19 protein-coding genes are annotated in these 17,334 nt (G+C 62.4%); 10 read left to right on the plus strand and 9 right to left on the minus strand.

Features of this window, described 5'->3' with window-relative positions:
* Positions 1-37: 37 nt before the first annotated feature.
* Together J1C56_RS06615 and J1C56_RS06620 are read left to right on the plus strand one after the other, a co-directional pair.
* A complete protein-coding gene (locus J1C56_RS06615; RefSeq protein ID WP_214387210.1) occupies positions 38-682 on the plus strand; it encodes a TetR/AcrR family transcriptional regulator in 645 nt (214 codons plus the stop codon).
* Positions 648-1,811, plus strand: a complete 1,164-nt coding sequence (locus tag J1C56_RS06620) for an isovaleryl-CoA dehydrogenase (protein ID WP_214387212.1) — start codon at positions 648-650, stop codon at positions 1,809-1,811. Before J1C56_RS06615 ends, J1C56_RS06620 begins: the two co-directional genes overlap by 35 nt.
* A 14-nt stretch (positions 1,812-1,825) precedes the next feature.
* Here J1C56_RS06620 and J1C56_RS06625 read toward each other — a convergent pair whose 3' ends face one another.
* Positions 1,826-2,218, minus strand: coding sequence for a hypothetical protein (locus J1C56_RS06625; protein ID WP_214387213.1), 393 nt, complete (start codon positions 2,216-2,218; stop codon positions 1,826-1,828).
* Between the two features lie 341 nt (positions 2,219-2,559).
* Here J1C56_RS06625 and J1C56_RS06630 point away from each other — a divergent pair, with 341 nt between their 5' ends.
* The 5 genes from J1C56_RS06630 (at position 2,560) to J1C56_RS06650 (ending at position 7,729) form a co-directional block, all read left to right on the plus strand.
* Positions 2,560-2,898: an AbrB/MazE/SpoVT family DNA-binding domain-containing protein gene (locus tag J1C56_RS06630; RefSeq protein ID WP_214387214.1), complete on the plus strand. Its 339-nt coding sequence runs from the start codon at positions 2,560-2,562 to the stop codon at positions 2,896-2,898.
* The gene (locus tag J1C56_RS06635) at positions 2,895-3,272 is read left to right on the plus strand and encodes a type II toxin-antitoxin system VapC family toxin (protein WP_338001408.1); all 378 of its coding nucleotides are present in this window, start codon (positions 2,895-2,897) and stop codon (positions 3,270-3,272) included. The genes J1C56_RS06630 and J1C56_RS06635 overlap by 4 nt, the downstream gene beginning before the upstream one ends.
* 151 nt (positions 3,273-3,423) lie before the next feature.
* A complete protein-coding gene (locus J1C56_RS06640) occupies positions 3,424-5,031 on the plus strand; it encodes a carboxyl transferase domain-containing protein (RefSeq protein WP_214387216.1) in 1,608 nt (535 codons plus the stop codon).
* Positions 5,032-5,045: 14 nt separating this feature from the next.
* Positions 5,046-7,001, plus strand: coding sequence for an acetyl/propionyl/methylcrotonyl-CoA carboxylase subunit alpha (locus J1C56_RS06645; protein ID WP_214387218.1), 1,956 nt, complete (start codon positions 5,046-5,048; stop codon positions 6,999-7,001).
* A 107-nt stretch (positions 7,002-7,108) separates the two neighbouring features.
* Entirely contained in the window at positions 7,109-7,729 is a 621-nt protein-coding gene (locus J1C56_RS06650) for a YitT family protein (protein ID WP_214387220.1), read from the plus strand.
* 52 nt (positions 7,730-7,781) lie between these two features.
* Here the strand turns inward: J1C56_RS06650 and J1C56_RS06655 are convergent, their stop codons facing one another.
* The 4 genes from J1C56_RS06655 to J1C56_RS06670 form a co-directional block, all read right to left on the minus strand.
* Entirely contained in the window at positions 7,782-8,444 is a 663-nt protein-coding gene (locus J1C56_RS06655) for a peroxiredoxin (protein ID WP_214387222.1), read from the minus strand.
* Between the two features lie 150 nt (positions 8,445-8,594).
* A complete protein-coding gene (locus J1C56_RS06660; RefSeq protein ID WP_214387224.1) occupies positions 8,595-9,713 on the minus strand; it encodes a branched-chain amino acid ABC transporter substrate-binding protein in 1,119 nt (372 codons plus the stop codon).
* Positions 9,714-9,875: 162 nt separating this feature from the next.
* A complete protein-coding gene (locus J1C56_RS06665; RefSeq protein ID WP_214387226.1) occupies positions 9,876-11,156 on the minus strand; it encodes a DUF1353 domain-containing protein in 1,281 nt (426 codons plus the stop codon).
* Positions 11,157-11,366: 210 nt separating this feature from the next.
* Positions 11,367-11,633 (minus strand): SEL1-like repeat protein, encoded by a 267-nt coding sequence (locus J1C56_RS06670; RefSeq protein WP_214387228.1) that lies wholly within the window; start codon positions 11,631-11,633, stop codon positions 11,367-11,369.
* A 438-nt stretch (positions 11,634-12,071) separates the two neighbouring features.
* Here J1C56_RS06670 and J1C56_RS06675 point away from each other — a divergent pair, with 438 nt between their 5' ends.
* On the plus strand, positions 12,072-12,413 hold the full coding sequence (locus tag J1C56_RS06675; RefSeq protein ID WP_214387230.1) for a DUF2147 domain-containing protein: 342 nt from the start codon (positions 12,072-12,074) through the stop codon (positions 12,411-12,413).
* A 95-nt stretch (positions 12,414-12,508) separates the two neighbouring features.
* Here J1C56_RS06675 and J1C56_RS06680 read toward each other — a convergent pair whose 3' ends face one another.
* Positions 12,509-13,231, minus strand: coding sequence for a glutathione S-transferase family protein (locus J1C56_RS06680; RefSeq protein ID WP_214387232.1), 723 nt, complete (start codon positions 13,229-13,231; stop codon positions 12,509-12,511).
* Between the two features lie 115 nt (positions 13,232-13,346).
* Entirely contained in the window at positions 13,347-13,634 is a 288-nt protein-coding gene (locus J1C56_RS06685) for a hypothetical protein (protein WP_214387234.1), read from the minus strand.
* Between J1C56_RS06685 and J1C56_RS06690 the strand changes: the two genes are divergently transcribed.
* Complete coding sequence (locus J1C56_RS06690; protein WP_214387236.1) at positions 13,609-13,803, plus strand: hypothetical protein; 195 nt, start codon at positions 13,609-13,611, stop codon at positions 13,801-13,803. The two genes, J1C56_RS06685 and J1C56_RS06690, sit on opposite strands and share 26 nt — an antisense overlap.
* Positions 13,804-13,867: 64 nt before the next feature.
* Complete coding sequence (locus J1C56_RS06695) at positions 13,868-15,370, plus strand: AMP nucleosidase (RefSeq protein ID WP_214387238.1); 1,503 nt, start codon at positions 13,868-13,870, stop codon at positions 15,368-15,370.
* Positions 15,371-15,397: 27 nt separating this feature from the next.
* On the opposite strand, the gene J1C56_RS06700 is transcribed toward J1C56_RS06695, so the two are convergent.
* Together J1C56_RS06700 and J1C56_RS06705 are read right to left on the minus strand one after the other, a co-directional pair.
* Positions 15,398-16,558, minus strand: a complete 1,161-nt coding sequence (locus tag J1C56_RS06700) for a hypothetical protein (RefSeq protein WP_214387240.1) — start codon at positions 16,556-16,558, stop codon at positions 15,398-15,400.
* 127 nt (positions 16,559-16,685) lie between these two features.
* Complete coding sequence (locus J1C56_RS06705) at positions 16,686-17,288, minus strand: DUF922 domain-containing Zn-dependent protease (protein WP_214387242.1); 603 nt, start codon at positions 17,286-17,288, stop codon at positions 16,686-16,688.
* Positions 17,289-17,334: the final 46 nt, after the last annotated feature.

Here is a 17,334-nt window from a genome sequence, read left to right on the forward strand (position 1 = left end):
CGTTTTATTAATTTGGCCATTCAGGAGGAATGGCTGAATGGCGCGAACTGCTGGTTCGGACGGAGGCAGGACGGAAGCGGCGATACGCGACGCGGCCGTGCAGCTGATCGCGCGTCATGGCTATGAGGCCGTGACGATGCGCCAGTTGGCGGCGGAAGTCGGTGTCCAGGCTGCTGCGCTGTACCGCTATTTTCCGAACAAGGAAGACCTGCTCCACTCGCTGATGCGCGAGCACATGGAAGAGCTGGCCACCACCTGGGAAAACGCCCGCCCCGCCAATGACGATCCGGTGGCGCGGCTGACCAGCTTTGTCGCCAACCACATCCGTTTCCACGTCGAACGCCGCCACGCCACCCATGTCTCCAACATGGAGTTGCGCAGCCTTTCGCGCGATAATCTGACCAGCATCCTCAAGCTCCGCACGGCCTACGAAAAGGAGCTCAGGACCATCCTGCGTGACGGCGCGGACGCCGGCCTGCTGGAAGTCGACGACACCGGGCTGACGGCGATGGCGATCATCCAGATGATCACGGGCGTCATCGTCTGGTTTCGTCCCGATGAGAGACTGTCGGTCGACGAAGTGACCGCGACCTACCTTGCCATGACGATGCGCCTGACCGGCGCCAAGACCAATGCGGAGGACCGCCATGTACGACAAGACGCTGAACTTCGGGCTCGGTGAGGACATAGACAGCCTGCGCGAGATGGTCCGGCGCTTCGCCCAGGAGCGTATCGCGCCGATCGCGGCCGACATCGACCGCTCAAACGAGTTCCCCGCGCATCTGTGGCAGGAACTCGGGGCGCTCGGTCTGCTCGGCATCACCGCCGAAGGCGAGTATGGCGGCTCGGAAATGGGCTATGTCGCCCATGTCGTCGCCGTCGAGGAAATCTCCCGCGCCTCGGCCTCTGTCGGCCTGTCCTATGGCGCGCATTCGAACCTGTGCGTCAACCAGATCAAGCGCTGGGGCACGGCTGAGCAGAAGGCGAAATACCTGCCTAGGCTGTGCTCGGGCGAAAATGTCGGCGCACTCGCCATGTCGGAAAGCGGCTCGGGCTCCGACGTCGTGTCGCTGCGCCTCAGGGCCGAAAAGCGCAACGACGTCTATGTGCTCAACGGCTCCAAGATGTGGATCACCAACGGCCCCGACGCTGACACGCTGGTGGTCTATGGCAAGACCGATCCAGACCGCAAATCGCGCGGCATCACCGCCTTCATCATCGAAAAGACGATGAAGGGTTTTTCGGTGGCGCAGAAGCTCGACAAGCTCGGCATGCGCGGCTCCAACACCGGCGAGTTGGTGTTCGAGAATGTCGAGGTGCCGTTCGAGAACGTGCTGCATGAGGAAGGCCGCGGCGTCGAAGTGCTGATGTCGGGCCTCGACTACGAGCGCGTGGTGCTGGCCGGCGGGCCGATCGGCATCATGGCGGCGTGCATGGACGTGGCGGTGCCTTACGTGCACGACCGCAAGCAGTTTGGCCAGCCGATCGGCGAATTCCAACTGGTGCAGGGCAAGCTCGCCGACATGTATTCGACGATGAACGCCGCGCGCGCCTATGTCTATGCCGTGGCGGCTGCCTGCGACCGCGGCCAGACGACGCGCAAGGACGCCGCCGGCTGCGTTCTGTTTGCGGCGGAGAAGGCAACGCAGATGGCGCTCGATGCGCTGCAATTGCTCGGCGGCAACGGCTACATCAACGACTATCCCACCGGCCGGCTGCTGCGCGACGCCAAGCTCTACGAGATCGGCGCCGGCACCAGCGAGATCAGGCGCTGGCTGATCGGCCGCGAGATCATGGCGGAAGGCGCATGACGCCTCCCGCCCGGTCACTGGAATGCCCTTGGCAGATCGGCGGTCGGCTTCGACACGATCTGATGGGCGTCGCGCCAGATGACCTCGCGCTGACCGGCGGTCTTGATTGTCCGCACCGGCAGGCCGCCCTCGCTAATCAGCCAGGCGCAGTAGCGCGCACGGCTGATGGCCTCGGCAGTGTCCGGGTCGAACCAGCAGATGCCCCAGATCGAGTTACGCCGCTTGAAGTGGCGACCGATCCTGCCGGGTATCGGCAAATGCTCATTGAACCAGTCGAACTGCTCGCCCAGTTCGGCATGGATCCAGTCCGGACAGCCGGTCCTGTAGAGATACCAGGACGCCCGGAAGAAGCCGGCCTCCACCCCGCTGTTCGGGTGGATGAGTGGCGTAACGAAACGCACATACATGATGACAACCGCGCGGCCTCGACGGCGGCGCGCTCCCCTGCAACTTCGGTGAATTCAAGGTGTGAAAGTGCCGCCCTTCGGCGGCCTCAGCCTTTTGCCGAAGGGAGACGGAATGCCAGGCGCATATCGATGCGTCTCATCGGTCGTCTCCTAGAGGACAGGTTGCGGAACCCGCGAACGAGCCAGCGGCTCGGCCAATCGGGAGCGGGCAAATACACGCATTCCGCAACGTTAGCAAGCCAAGACAATCAGAGGTTTTCGCAGCGCCTCTGGCTGCAATTTGCCGCAAATTGCCATTCATGGCACAATCGCTCTTTCTGCCACAGATCGAGGTTCATGCCATGACTGAGCCAGAGACACCGAAGGGCTTCGCCGAGGAGCCACAGAAGCCATACAGCTCCAGGATCAGGGACGAGTTGCTGCGCAAGCCGCCGAAGTTCGAGCGCCTGCACGTGGGCGATGGCGGCCGTGTCGTCATCCCCGCTGCCATGCGCGAGGAAATGGGCATCAAGCCCGGCGACGACCTCGTCGCCCACGTCGAGAACGGAGAACTCAGGCTGATCTCGCACCGGATGGCCCTCACCCGGGTCCAGGAGGAGATGGCCAAGTACAAGAAGCCGGGCGAGAGCGTCGTCGACGAGTTCCTCGCCGAGCGCCGCGCGATGTGGGGTGAAGAGTGATCGTGCTCGACGCTTCGGCTGTGCTGGCCGCCATGCTGCACGAGCCCGGAGCCGACCGCGTGCATGAGCTGGTCGACAAGAGCGTGATCTGCGCGGTCAACGTCACCGAGGTCATTTCGAAGTTGATCGACAAGGGCTACGACGAAGGTGACGTGCGGGAGCAATACGAAAACCTTCGTCTTGACGTGGTGTCGTTCGACCAACACCTGGCGCTGGTCGCGGGGCACCTGCGCGCATCGACGCGCCACAAGGGCCTGTCGCTGGGCGATCGGGCCTGCCTGGCGCTGGCGATACTGACGGAACGAACGGCTGTAACCGCCGACAGGAAATGGGCCGACCTCGATGTCGGCTGCAAGATTGAGGTCATACGCTGAGAAGCGATGCAGAGCGGAGATGGCTCGACAGCAAGACACCGACGTCTGGACTTCGCGGAAATTACGAGGCTAGTGCGTTAGATTCGCCACCCACCATGACTGCTTCGCGCCTTGGGCGCGACTGCGCATGGGCATCACTCCAAGAGGAAAAATGCCGACGCTTCATTCCCAGCTCTCCCCCTCTTCCGAAAGCTTCAAGGCCAATGCCGCGCGCCTGCGAACGCTGGTGGCTGACATCAGCGAAAAGGCGACAACGGTGGAGCGCGGAGGTTCGGAGGAGGCGCGCAAGCGGCATGCCTCGCGCGGCAAGCTCCTGCCAAGGGAGAGGCTGGCGCAGCTGCTCGACGCAGGCTCGCCCTTCCTCGAGGTCGGCCAGTTCGCCGCCTGGGGGCTCTATGGCGGCGACATCGCATCGGCCGGCGTGATCGCCGGCGTCGGCCGGGTCGAGGGCACCGAGGTGATGGTCGTGGTCAACGACGCCACCGTGAAGGGCGGGACCTATTATCCGCTGACGGTGAAGAAGCACCTGCGGGCGCAGGAGATCGCGCTGCAGAACAATCTGCCTTGCATCTACCTCGTCGATTCCGGCGGCGCGAACCTGCCCAACCAGGACGAGGTGTTTCCCGACCGCGACCATTTCGGCCGCATCTTCTTCAACCAGGCCAACATGTCGGCGGCGGGCATTCCGCAGATCGCCTGCGTCATGGGTTCGTGCACGGCGGGCGGTGCCTATGTGCCGGCGATGTCGGACGAGACCGTCATGGTGCGCAACCAGGCGACCATCTTCCTCGCCGGCCCGCCACTGGTGAAGGCCGCAACTGGCGAGGATGTGAGTGCCGAAGAACTCGGCGGTGCCGACCTGCATACGCGCGTCTCGGGTGTGGCCGACCACTATGCGGTGGACGACGAACATGCGCTGGCGATCGTCAGGCGCATCGTCAAAAACCTGAATCGGAAGAAGGACATCGGGTTGGTCCTGAAGAAATCGATTCCGCCTGTTCATGCGCCGGAAGAGGTCTATGGCGTCATCCCCGCCGACCTGCGCCAGCCCTATGACGTGCGCGAGGTGATCGCTCGCACCGTCGATGGCTCCGAGTTCGACGAGTTCAAGCAGAACTATGGCACGACGCTGGTGACCGGCTTCGCCCATATCCACGGCATGCCGGTCGGCATCATCGCCAACAATGGCGTGCTGTTTTCCGAGAGCGCGTTGAAGGGCGCGCATTTCATCGAGCTGTGCTGCCAGAGGAAGATCCCGCTGGTGTTTTTGCAGAATATCACCGGCTTCATGGTGGGAGCGAAATACGAAGCCGGCGGCATCGCCAAGGACGGCGCCAAGCTGGTGACGGCGGTGGCAACCGCGCAGGTGCCGAAAGTGACAATCATCATCGGCGGATCGTTCGGCGCCGGCAATTACGGCATGTGCGGCCGCGCCTACTCGCCGCGTTTCCTGTGGATGTGGCCGAACGCCCGCATCTCGGTGATGGGCGGCGAGCAGGCCGCGACCGTGCTCGCCATGGTCAAGCGCGAGGGCATCGAGCGCAAGGGCGGCAGCTGGTCGAAGGAGGAGGAAGCCGAATTCCGCGCGCCCATCCTCGAAAAATACGAACGCGAGGGACACCCGCTCTATTCGTCGGCGCGCCTCTGGGACGACGGCATCATCGACCCGGCGAAGACGCGCGAGGTGCTGGCGCTCAGCCTGTCTGCCGCGCTCAACGCGCCGGTCGCCGACACGAAGTTCGGCGTGTTCAGGATGTGATGGGGGATCAAGCCATGTTTTCGAAAATCCTCATCGCCAATCGCGGCGAGATCGCATGCCGCGTCATCCACACCGCCCGCAAGATGGGCGTGAAGACGGTTGCGGTTTACTCGGACGCAGACGCGCGTGCGCTGCATGTATCCATGGCCGACGAAGCCGTGCATATCGGTGGCTCGCCGGTGGCCGAGAGCTACCTGCGCGGCGACGTCATCATCGCGGCGGCCAAGGCGACGGGCGCTCAAGCCATCCATCCCGGATACGGCTTCCTCTCCGAGAACCCCGGCTTCGTCGACCAGGTGACGCAGGCGGGCCTCGTCTTCATCGGGCCGTCGGCGGATTCGATCCGCGCCATGGGCCTCAAGGACGCGGCCAAGAGGCTGATGGAAAAGGCCGGCGTGCCGGTTGTTCCCGGCTATCACGGCGAAGCGCAGGAAATCGTCATACTCGCCACCAAGGCGCGCGAGATCGGCTACCCCGTGCTGATCAAGGCGCGGGCCGGCGGCGGCGGCAAGGGCATGCGCCGCGTCGACCATCCCGACGATTTCGCCGATGCGCTGTCTGGCGCGCGGCGCGAGGCCAAGGCGGCCTTCGGCGACGACCGCGTGCTGGTCGAGAAGTATGTCGACAAGCCGCGCCACATCGAGGTCCAGGTGTTCGGCGACAATTTCGGCAACGCCGTGCATCTGTTCGAGCGTGACTGCTCGGCCCAGCGCCGCCACCAGAAGGTGATCGAGGAAGCCCCTGCCCCCGGCATGACGGCCGAGCTGCGCGCGGCGATGACCGAGGCAGCGGTGAAGGCCGCCAAGGCGATCGGCTATTCGGGCGCAGGCACGATCGAATTCATCGTCGACGCCTCGGATGGGCTGAAGCCCGACCGCTTCTGGTTCATGGAGATGAACACGCGGCTTCAGGTCGAGCACCCGGTGACCGAGATGGTGACCGGCATCGACCTGGTCGAGTGGCAGTTGCGGGTGGCCGCCGGCGAGGAATTGCCGCTGGCGCAGGACGGCATCGGCCTCGACGGCCACGCTTTCGAAGCGCGGCTCTACGCCGAAGATCCGGCCAAGGGCTTCCTGCCGGCGATCGGCACGCTGCACCATCTCAGCTTCCCGGCCGAAGCCGCTCCGGGAACTGAGATCCGCATCGAAACCGGCGTGCGCCAGGGCGATGCGATTTCACCTTTCTACGATCCGATGATTGCAAAGGTGGTGACGCACGGCCCGGACCGCGCTTCAGCGCTCGAGGCGCTGGCTGATGCCGTCTCACGCACCGAAGTGGCGGGATCGACGACCAATGCAGCCTTCCTTGCGGCCCTTGCCCGCGACGCTGACTTCGCTTCGGGCGATGTCGACACCGGCCTGATCGGGCGCAAGCAGGACGAGCTGACGACGATGGCTGCGCCAGGCAGCCGGGCCATTGCGCTCGCGGCGCTGGCGGCCACGGGAGCGACCGCATCGGAAGCGTCAGACGATCCGTGGTCCGGTCTCACCGGCTACGCGCATTTCAACCCTCTGGCGCGGCGGGCGACTTTGTCGTTTGGCGGCGTCGATATCGTTGCCCACATCACCGCACGGCCGGACGGCCGCTTCGACGTTCGGCCGGACGGCGGAGAGGCCTTCGTGCTTGCTGCCGGGGCTGCGAACGCTGGCGCAACCGTCGCGGCGTGGCCGGGGCATGTCACGGTGTTCGAGAACGGCCGCTCCTTCGACTTCACCATCAGCGATCCATTCGCACGGGCTGCCGAGATAGGCGAAGGCACGTCGAGCATGCGCGCGCCGATGCCGGGGCTGGTCAAGCTGGTGCGCGCCGCCAAGGGCGACAAGGTGACCAAAGGCCAGCCGCTGCTGGTGCTCGAGGCAATGAAGATGGAGCACACCATCACCGCCACCCATGACGGCGTGATCAGCGAGATCGCGACCGAGGGTTCGCAGGTCACCGACGGAACGGTGCTCGTACGCTTCGAGGACTGACGCACGACCATTGCGATTTGCGCATGACAGACCAGCCCGAAAATCTGTATCGATTTTCGGGCTGGCGTCGTATTGCTGCAATGCAGCAAACATCATAGGCGAGCGCAGTGACCAACATCAGCAACAGTGATGCCCTACCGCATCGCCAGTATGAGGACATACTGGCCCTGCTCACCGGGACGATGCTGGTGGCGCTCGGACTGGTCCTCTACACCAGTGCCGGGCTGATCACCGGCAGTTCGGCGGGACTGGCGCTGCTTGTCCAATATGCCACCGGCTACGGCTTCGGCGTCATCTTCTTCGTCATCAACCTGCCCTTCTACTACCTCGCCGTGAAGCGTCTGGGCTGGCCGTTCGCGCTCCGAACTTTCGCCGCGGTGGCACTGATTTCGGTCCTGTCGCAACTAATGCCCGACTGGATCGGCATCGAGCATCTGAACCCGTTTTACGCGGCGATTGCCGGGGGCGGACTGATGGGCATGGGGCTGCTGGTGCTGTTTCGCCATCGCGCCGGCCTTGGCGGTTTCAACATCCTGGCGCTGTACCTGCAGGACAATTACGGCATCCGCGCCGGCTATTTCCAGCTGGCTGTCGATCTCACCATCTTGGTCGTGTCGCTGTTTTACATCGAACTCGACAAGGTCGCGCTGTCGGTGCTCGGCGCTGTGGTCCTCAACCTGATCATCGCCATCAACCATCGCCCTGGCCGCTATGTCGGCATGAGCTGAAACAAAAAAGCCGCGCCAATGGCACGGCTTTTCTGAATGTGTTTTCGACCGATCAGTTCGCGGTCGGCTGCTTGGTCTTGCGGAGATAAGGCAGCACGCGCTCGAAGGAACCGAAGCGCTTGATCGCGTCTTCGTCCGACACGGCGGCGGTGACGATGACGTCGTCGCCCTGCTTCCACTGCACCGGCGTTGCCACCTGATACTTGGCGGTCAGCTGGATCGAATCCAGCGCGCGCAGGATCTCGTCGAAGTTACGGCCAGTCGACATCGGGTAGGTCAGCGTCAGCTTGACCTTCTTGTCGGGGCCGATGACGAACACCGAACGCACTGTTGCATTGTCGGCGGGCGTGCGGCCTTCCGAGCTATCGCCGGCGCTGGCCGGCAGCATGTCGTAGAGCTTGGCGACCGCAAGCGTCGGGTCGCCGATCATCGGATAATCGACCTTGTTGCCGGACAGCTTCTCGATGTCGGCCTTCCATTTGTGGTGGTTTTCGACCGGATCGACCGAAATTCCGATCATCTTGGCGTTGCGCTTGGCAAAATCGGCTTTCATTCCGGCCATGTAGCCGAGTTCCGTGGTGCAGACCGGGGTGAAATCCTTGGGGTGCGAAAACAGGACCGCATAACCGTCGCCGATCCAGTCATGGAAGTTGATCGGGCCTTCCGTCGTGTCGGCTTTGAAATCCGGGGCGGTGTCGTTGATGCGAAGGCTCATGGTCGGTTCCTCCTGAATGCGACGCACACGGCTTGCGCCGGCCAGAACGGCCTGATTTTGGCGTCCGCGTGCGAAAATGTCATTTTGCGCCAAGCTCGTGAAAACGACAATGGCCGGGACATGCCCGGCCATTGAAAGCGTCTTTGATGCTTACTGCTTGATCGGCGCGTACTTGCCGTCATGCCACTGGTTGATGTCGTAGCTGGCGTTCTTGAGATCGCCCTTCTCGTCGAAGACGACGTCGCCGACGACCGTGCTGATCGGCTTGCCGTCCTTGAGCGCCTCGGCGACCTTCATTGGGTCATCCGTGCCGGCGCGCTCAATGCCTTGCGCGAAAGCCTGGATGGTGGCGTAGGAGAACAGCGTGAAGCCTTCCGGCACGAAACCGCCGGCCTTGATCTTCTCGACCGCTTCCTTGGCCTCGGGCTTGGCCTGCGGATCGGAAGGGAACACGAACATCGTTCCTTCGCCGGCCGGACCGGCGATCTGCCAGAATTCAGGCGAGGCGATCGAGTCTGGCATGATGAGCTGGTACTTGAAGTTCTGTTCCGCCGACTGGCGCAGGATGAGGCCGGCTTCAGGGTGGTAGCCGCCGAAATAGACGACGTCCGCCTTCAGTTCCTTGAGCTTGGTGACAAGTGCTGAATAATCCTTTTCACCGGCATTGATGCCTTCGTAGAGAATTTCGGTCAACCCGCCGGCATTCATCGTCGCCTTGACGGCGTCGGCCACGCCCTGGCCGTAGGCGCTCTTGTCGTGCAGCACGACAACGTTCTTGCCCTTGTACTTCTCGGCGATCCACGGGCCGATGAAGGCACCCTGGGCGTCATCACGCGTGTAAAGACGCATGATCGTCGGCCAGCCCTTCTTGGCGGCATCGTCGGTCAGGATCGGGTTCGAGGAGGCCGGCGACATCATCAAAACGCCGCTCTCGGCATAGACGGCTGATGCCGGAATGCTCGAGCCCGAGCAGGCATGGCCGTCGATGAACTTGATGCCGTTTGCAACGATGCGGTTGGCGACCGAAACCGCCTGCTTGGGATCGCAGACATCGTCTTCGACCGACAGCTTGAGCTGGCGGCCCAAGACGCCACCCTTTTCATTGATCGCCTTGACGGCGGCCTCGGCACCTTGCTTGAACTGGTCGCCGATATTGGCGAGCTGACCGGTCATCGGGCCGGCTACGGCAATGCCGATGTCCTGCGCGTAGGCAGCGCTGGCGCTGAGCGACAGCGCAAGCAATGCGCCGATAGAACTTTTCAAGTGCATGTAATTCCTCCCCTTGAGCACGCTTGGCATGCCGGATTCGCGTCCTACGTGCAACGCGCCGGAAACCTTTCACCGGCGCTGCGAATTGTCTAGGCGCATCAGCGCCAGGATGTTGTGCCTGTTGGTGGCGGACCAATCACCTGACGCCGAGTATGGCGAGTGTCAGCCACCCTGCGGCCTGAGCACGTTCGGCGAGGTCAGCCAATTCTGATAGCTTCGGTCCGCTTCAATGATCTTGTTCCACTGACTCCGCTCGGCGACCGACCTGGTCGCTGCCCACTCGATGCCCGTGCCCTTGAGGCCGTTGGTCTGCGCCGCCTCTACCAGGTAGGTATCCGGCAACATCGTTGGTAGTTTCTCCTGGGTAATGCCGAGATTGCTGAGTTCGACAGCGCTCCATCCACCCCCCATCTTGACCAGACCACCGTGTGCCTTGACGCTGGCCACGACCTGCTGCGAGTTACCCTCGATCGGCACCAGCAAACCGAAATCGGTGAAATTGGTGCGACCTTCCGTGGGGCTGTAGCCAGCGAAAGTCGTCGCCCCGTCGACCACGGCCTTGAGCTGCTCGACACCTTCGAACGTCGCAGGGATTTCGCCGGTCGCCGTCAGATCAAGAACCTTGCCATCCGTATCCTGCAGGGTCTTGGCGATCGCCATCAGCTTGCTGACCAGGAAGTTGTCGCGCTGATCCTGTGCCAGTGCCGCGGACTTGATGAAGATGTCGAACTTGCGCGGCCGGGAAGACATCTCCGACGTCGGCGCCGCGGCCGGACTTGCTCCCGAACTGCCCAGCGGTGAGATGATGGGGCCTATTTCATCGAAGCAGTTGGTGCCGTCGTTTGCTAGGGACTGCTGTGTCAGCGTCCAATCGGGACCGCCGAGCCTTACGGCCGAATACATGAGCCACGCCTGCCAGGATGGCGTGTCATTGGCCAGCATCGCATAGTAGAAATTGCGGTGCGTATCGTGTGCGGTCCGCGTCTGCACGCAACAAAAGTAGTCATGGACGATCGACGCCGGGAAGTAGGGTCCATCATAGTTGTCGCCGACGATCAGCTCGAACAGCCAGGGAATGGTGGCGCCATCGGTGTAGCTTCCTGCCGGCACGCTCCAGACTAGACCATTCGGATCGTTGAAATTGAGCGCCTTGGTGATCCTGAACGGCTTGGGCGACGCATCGGTCCGATTTTCCAATGCGATAGGAAGATCGATGAACTTGCCATAGTAATCCTGGGCCCAGGACATATCGGCTGCAAGCAAGAGTATCAGCGTAGTTGAACTGCGAAGCAAAGACCTGCGCATGCCACCCCCCATTTGCTGAATTTGCCAACGGAATCTAGCATATTTTAGCAACAACGAAAAAGCCGCGCCGATCTTATGGTGATCGGTCACGGCTTTTGTCGTGGAGAGCGCCGCGAGCATCTTCGGCCCGTCGGACATTCGCCTGCCCTGTCTAACTCGGTCTGTCCAGTTCATGGGAACATGCTGGAGGTCATGTCCCTGGCGCGCCTGGCCTGTCCTTCAAACCGTCGCGTTGCTTTTGTTGGAAGCCGCCATGCCGGCGACCTCAATCTTCCCCCCGGAAGCAGACTTGTTTGCTGCGCATCGTGCTTTCCGAAAATCGAACGCGATTTTCGCGCCGACGCGATGTTAGTGCATCGTCATCCATTCGCGCGCTTCGCGCAGCGCCTTGACGATGTCGAGCTTGGACATCGAGCCGGAGAGCTCGGAGCGTAGTGCCGCGGCGCGGGCCGAACCCTTGATCGCGGCGATGTTGAACCACTTGTGGGCGGCAACGACGTCGACTTCGCAATCGCGGCCGGTCGCATACATCATGCCCAATTCGAGAAGAATGTCGGCCTGAGCGGTGGTTCCCATCGCGCCGAAGCCAGCCTCAAAGATTTCGAAACGTGCCATTTTCTTATCCCCTGCCTGTCTCCTGAGAGCCGGCTCGCTGGTGTCCCGGAGCTGCCCTTTCGATGCTTTTGAGGATGCCGTGGAGCTTTGAATCCGCCGTTAAATGGCGTGCTTAACTCGAAGAAAACAAACCTAAAACAAAGGGTAAACCTCGGAATTCATTAAGGATAGGAGTCCTTGCGCCGGCTGGAATTTGAAGAAAATGCGATGAAAATTTGCCGCTGCGCGGATAAGTCTTTGATAACCACGCGAAGCATTGATCCGCCGCCATCGATGAACTTTGCCGCGCCGGTGGCGCCTTTTGGGGCTCTCAAAAAGGCTTGCAACTTCCGCTGCGGCACCACTTTCGTTTTGCCGAGAGCTGCATTACGCTTACGTTTGCGTAAACGTCAGGCAGGGAGAGTGCCTGTGAGCAACATTTCAACCGGGAGGACTTCAATGCTTCGCAAGATGAGCCTGGCCATCGCGGCCACCATGATGATGGCCGGTGCGGCCTATGCCGATCCGATCGAAGGCAACTGGAAGACGGAAGCCGGGTCGACCGCTGCCATCGCGCCCTGCGGCGGCAGCTTCTGCATCACGCTGAAGGACGGCAAGCACGCCGGCAAGAAGATCGGCACGTTCAACGCCAATGGCGGCACCTATGCCGGCAAGATCACCGACCCGGCCAACGACAAGACCTATACCGGCAAGGCTTCGGTGGCCGGTTCGACGCTCAAGATGAGCGGCTGCGTGCTCGGCGGCCTGATCTGCAAGACGCAGAACTGGAAGAAGCTGTAAAAGCGAGCGAATAGGGAATAGCGAAGAGTGAGTAGGGATTGGGAGAAGGCACGCTGAGCGCGGCCTCCCCCATTCGCTACTCGCTATTCACTCCTTCACGCCCTCGCACGCTGCCCGAACAGCACCTTCTGGGCTTCCTTGTCGTCGGCGAGATTGCGGCGATGGTCTTCGCCGATCGTCAGGCCGCGAACGACAGCCGGACGGGCCAGAAGCGTATCGAACCAGCGCTTGAGATGCGGGAAGTCGTCGATTTCCTGGCCTTGGTTCTTGTAGGGCTTGACCCAGCCGAGCGAGGCGATGTCGGCGATCGAATAGTCGCCGGCCAGGAACTCACGATCGGCGAGGCGCTTGTTCATCACGCCATAGAGGCGATTGACCTCGTTGGTGTAGCGGTCGATGCCATAGGCGATCTTTTCCGGCGCGTACTGCCGGAAGTGATGGGCCTGGCCGGCCATCGGGCCGAGGCCACCAACCTGCCAGAACAGCCACTGATCGACCTCGGCGCGGCCGCGCTCGTCGGCCGGATAAAGCTTGCCGAACTTGCGGCCGAGATACTGCAGGATGGCGCCGGATTCAAAGATCGAGATCGGCTCGCCACCCCACTTGCCGTCGGCGGTCGGCCCTTCAGGGTCGACAATGGCTGGCATGCGGTTGTTGGGCGCAATCTTGAGGAATGACGGCTCGAACTGCTCACCCTTGCCGATGTTGATGTATTTGACCGTGTAGGGAACACCAAGTTCCTCCAGCATGATCGAGATCTTCCAGCCGTTGGGCGTGGGCCAGTAATAGAGTTCGATCGGCAATGTCTGGCTGATCATTCCGCAGTCTCCGTTGGTGAACGATGCTCTGGAGATATGCGTAGCGGGGCGAAACACAACCCTGAAGACACATTAAGGCCCGTCAATAAATTTGAACCGAAGATGAACGGAGGTCTCAGAACCCGTTCAGTCGCAGCCTGGCATAGTCCGCTCCATTGAAGGGGAAGACACCAATGCTCGCTCGCCGGTTCACCATCGTCTGTCTGCTGAGTGCCTTGTTCGGGATCATGTTCGCGACGCTGGTGGCAGAAACCAGCCGCCCGGCGCGGTCCTGGGAGATCGACAGCCTCGTGCCTTGCACCATCGAAAACGGAATGACCTGCAAACCGCCACTGACGAAGTAACGAAACAACGCAAACCCAAGAGAAGCAACGCCAATGACCCGCACCGCAACCCAGATCATCAAGACGCTCCGGCTCCTGCCGCGCGCCGCGCTGATCCTGATGGTTCTCGCCGCCCCGGTGCTGGCCGTTCCGCAGCTGCGCGCCGACAACGGCTCGACGATCGAAGCTCCTGCCGCCCGCAAGAGCGGCGTCGGCTTCGTGCTCCTGGTCAGCCTGCAGCGCAGCTGAGGGATTTGCTGATCGCGCAGCGAGCCCCCCTCGCAGCCGTCATGATTGATCTCTATAATAGGTCATGGAAAAGCGAATCTATCCTCAACCTATCGAATCGATCTCTTCACCGCTGCCGTTTCCACGGCAGAGCTTTACTGATGCTGCCGAGGCGGTTGCTGCCTTGCAGGCGCTTTACGAGCGCAACACTGCCTTCCTGCGCGAGGCCTTCGCTTCGCTCGCAGCCGGGGCCGACACCAATGTGCGGTTCCGCGCCTTCTATCCCGAAATCGGGGTCACCACGACGTCCTATTCACAGGTCGACTCCCGCCAGGCCTACGGCCATATGCCGACGCCGGGACATTTCTCGACGACGATCACCCGGCCGGACCTGTTCCAGAGCTACCTCACCGAACAATTGCGCCTGATCATGCGCAATCACGGCGGCCCGGTGACTGTGTCGGAATCGACGACGCCGATCCCGCTGCATTTCGCCTTCCTCGAGGGCACCCATGTCGACGGTGCTGCCGCCGACCGCATTCAGCGGCCGATCCGCGACCTGTTCGACGTGCCCGATCTCGACGGCACCGACGACCATATCGCAAACGGCACGTTTGAGATCATGCCGGGCGAGTCCAGGCCGCTGGCGCCATTCACCGCCCAGCGTATCGACTATTCGCTGCACCGGCTGTCGCATTACACGGCGACGACGCCGCAACACTTCCAGAACTTCGTGCTGTTCACCAACTACCAGTTCTACATCGACGAGTTCGTCGTGCTGGCCCGCGACCTGATGGCCAAGGGTGGCGGCGGCTATACGGAATTCGTCGAGCCGGGCGGCTTGGTGACCAAGGCAGGCGACACGGCACCTTCCGAAGGCACAGCCGCGGCGCGGCTGCCACAGATGCCGGCCTACCACCTGAAGAAACCTGGCCATGCCGGCATCACCATGATCAACATAGGTGTCGGCCCTTCCAACGCCAAGACCATCACCGACCACGTCGCCGTGCTCAGGCCGCATGCCTGGCTGATGCTTGGCCACTGCGCCGGCCTACGCAACACCCAGGCGCTGGGCGACTATGTGCTGGCACATGCCTATGTCCGCGAGGACCACGTGCTCGACGACGACTTGCCGGTGTGGATCCCGATCCCGCCGCTGGCCGAGGTCCAGGTGGCACTCCAGGAGGCGGTCGCCGAGGTGACGGGGCTGTCCGGCTACGACCTCAAGCGCATCATGCGGACAGGCACCGTTGCGACCATCGACAACCGCAACTGGGAACTGCGCGACCAGCGCGGCCCGGTGCAGCGGCTGTCGCAGTCACGCGCCATCGCACTCGACATGGAATCGGCGACGATCGCCGCCAACGGCTTCCGCTTCCGCGTGCCCTACGGCACGCTGCTGTGCGTTTCCGACAAGCCGCTACATGGCGAACTCAAGCTGCCCGGAATGGCGACCGAGTTCTACAAGCGGCAGGTGGCGCAGCATCTGACCATCGGCATCCGCGCCATGGAGAAGCTGGCCGAAATGCCCAATGAACGGCTGCATTCGCGCAAGCTGCGCAGCTTCGCCGAGACCGCGTTCCAGTAAGCTGCGGACGAACCGGCCGGCCTCAGGCTAGTGCTTGCGGCCGAAAACGACGGTGCGCCTGACAAAGCCGCCGCCAAAGCGCGGCGGCGATCCCGGCGAAGGATCGTCCGGCCCGCCCTCGCCCTTGCGGTAGAGTTGAAGGCTGTTGCCCACGGCCTTTGCCGTACGCTCCTTCTGCTCCCAATCGGCGATCAGTTCGCGCCGCTTGTCCCTGTCTGGTTCGACCGAGGCGGCGACGCTTCGCATACCGCCAGGAACAAGGGTGCGGGTCTCGTGTTCCATCGTGGTGTAGCTGTGCTGCCGGGAGAAGCGCAGGTTCAGCGCGTAGCTGGGCTCGCGCATCCCGATTGGATGCTGCTCGGCGGCCAGATGCCTGACGCGATAGGAATAGTCGCCGTTTTCGGGCCCGAACGTCTCATCGTCGGGGACGATGTAGCCGTTGGGCACAAGCGCAACACGCATGAAAGCCAGCGCTGCCTCGTAGAGATCGACCCACGGAATGGGCGCGGGAGCGACATAGATTTCGCGGCCGATGTAGTCGGCACCGCCCAGGGTCAGCACGCCGGCCGGCGTCTCGCTGAAACCCGGCACCGGCTCGCCGGCGAAAAGCTTGGGATGAACGGTCAGCATGCTTGGCTGCGGCTGGTTCAAGAACGCCGTGAACTGCTCGCCGGCGATGAGCATATTGCTCTGGGTCCAGTGGATGACGCTGGCGGGTTGCACCTTGAGCAGATGGCGGCAGACCTCACCTAGGATTTCGACCCGCATGTTGAATTCGCGAAGCGTCGCACCGGGGCGTTGCATGCCGATCTGGTTGAAGAACCCTGCAATCTCGGGCTTGTCGGTTACGCCTCCCATGACCCCATGGTGAACCTCGACAAGGACATGGGCGGTGTGCCGGCGCACGCGCTCCCTGGCGTCCGGCATCAAAAGCGTCGTCACGGCGGATCCAAGGGTCGGAGCGAACACCGCCACATCGGCCGGGCGCGCAAAATAGGTAACCAGGATCCGGAATTCGCCGGGGCCCGCCATCAGGACGAAGTTGCGGTCCTCCTGGACGACGTTGAGTGGCAGCTGATTGTTGAGCATCGCCATGCGAAACGCATTGAGATGCATCGACGGATGGATCTCGTCGCCGCCCTCATAAAGGATCGCTGCCTGGATGTTGTTGGTGTACCTGCCGGTCATGGTTGCACCTCGCGTCATGGCAACGGTGCCATTTGGCCGCAAAAGCGAGGTTAACTTCCAGCACAACCACAACCTGTGGTTAAAATCCCCTTGCGTCAGGTTGGACCCCAGCGCTTGCGGGCGCCAGCTATTGCCCGTTGACGAAGGCCAGGATCAGCCGATGGACGTTGCCGCCGTCGTTGAGCTCGACGCGGTCGAAGTCGCTGCTTTGCTGACGTTGCGCCAGGGACGCTTCCGAAAGCGGCTTGATCATCTCCTGCCTGATCTTCTTGCAGTTCGGATCGCCTGCAACCGAGAGGCCGATCGTGGTTCGCTCGATGGTTGCGACCATGTCCTTGATCATCTGGCCATGCACCAGCTCGTGGCGGCGGACGCCCTCGTAAAAGACATCCCAGCGCTGCTTGAGTCCGTCCGGCAAGCGTGCGGCCGGCTTGGGCAAGGTGTAGGTGATGATGAGCTTGGGCTTGGCCGAGACCAGTGTGCAGGCATCGCCCTGCGGCACGTAATTACGCTGCCAGGTGAGCTTGAAGTTCGTGAGCGCGATGGCGCGGCCGATCCCGGCCTTTGGACCGCGTTCGCCGATCGACGCGTAGAGCTCGGGGGCCGAGGTTCCGGAAACAGCGTAGGTCTTGACCTGCTCGACGACCTGTCCGTCGGCGTGCGCGGCAACCGGGGTCATGGCGATCAGCGCCGCACATGCCCGCAGCCAGCGATGGGCGATTGATTTCATTTAGTTCTCCGCGAGGCCAATGCGGCTGCGCATCACGAGCGCGCAG

Source organism: Aminobacter anthyllidis, from assembly GCF_018555685.1.
In the GTDB taxonomy this organism is placed as follows: Bacteria; Pseudomonadota; Alphaproteobacteria; order Rhizobiales; family Rhizobiaceae; genus Aminobacter; species Aminobacter anthyllidis.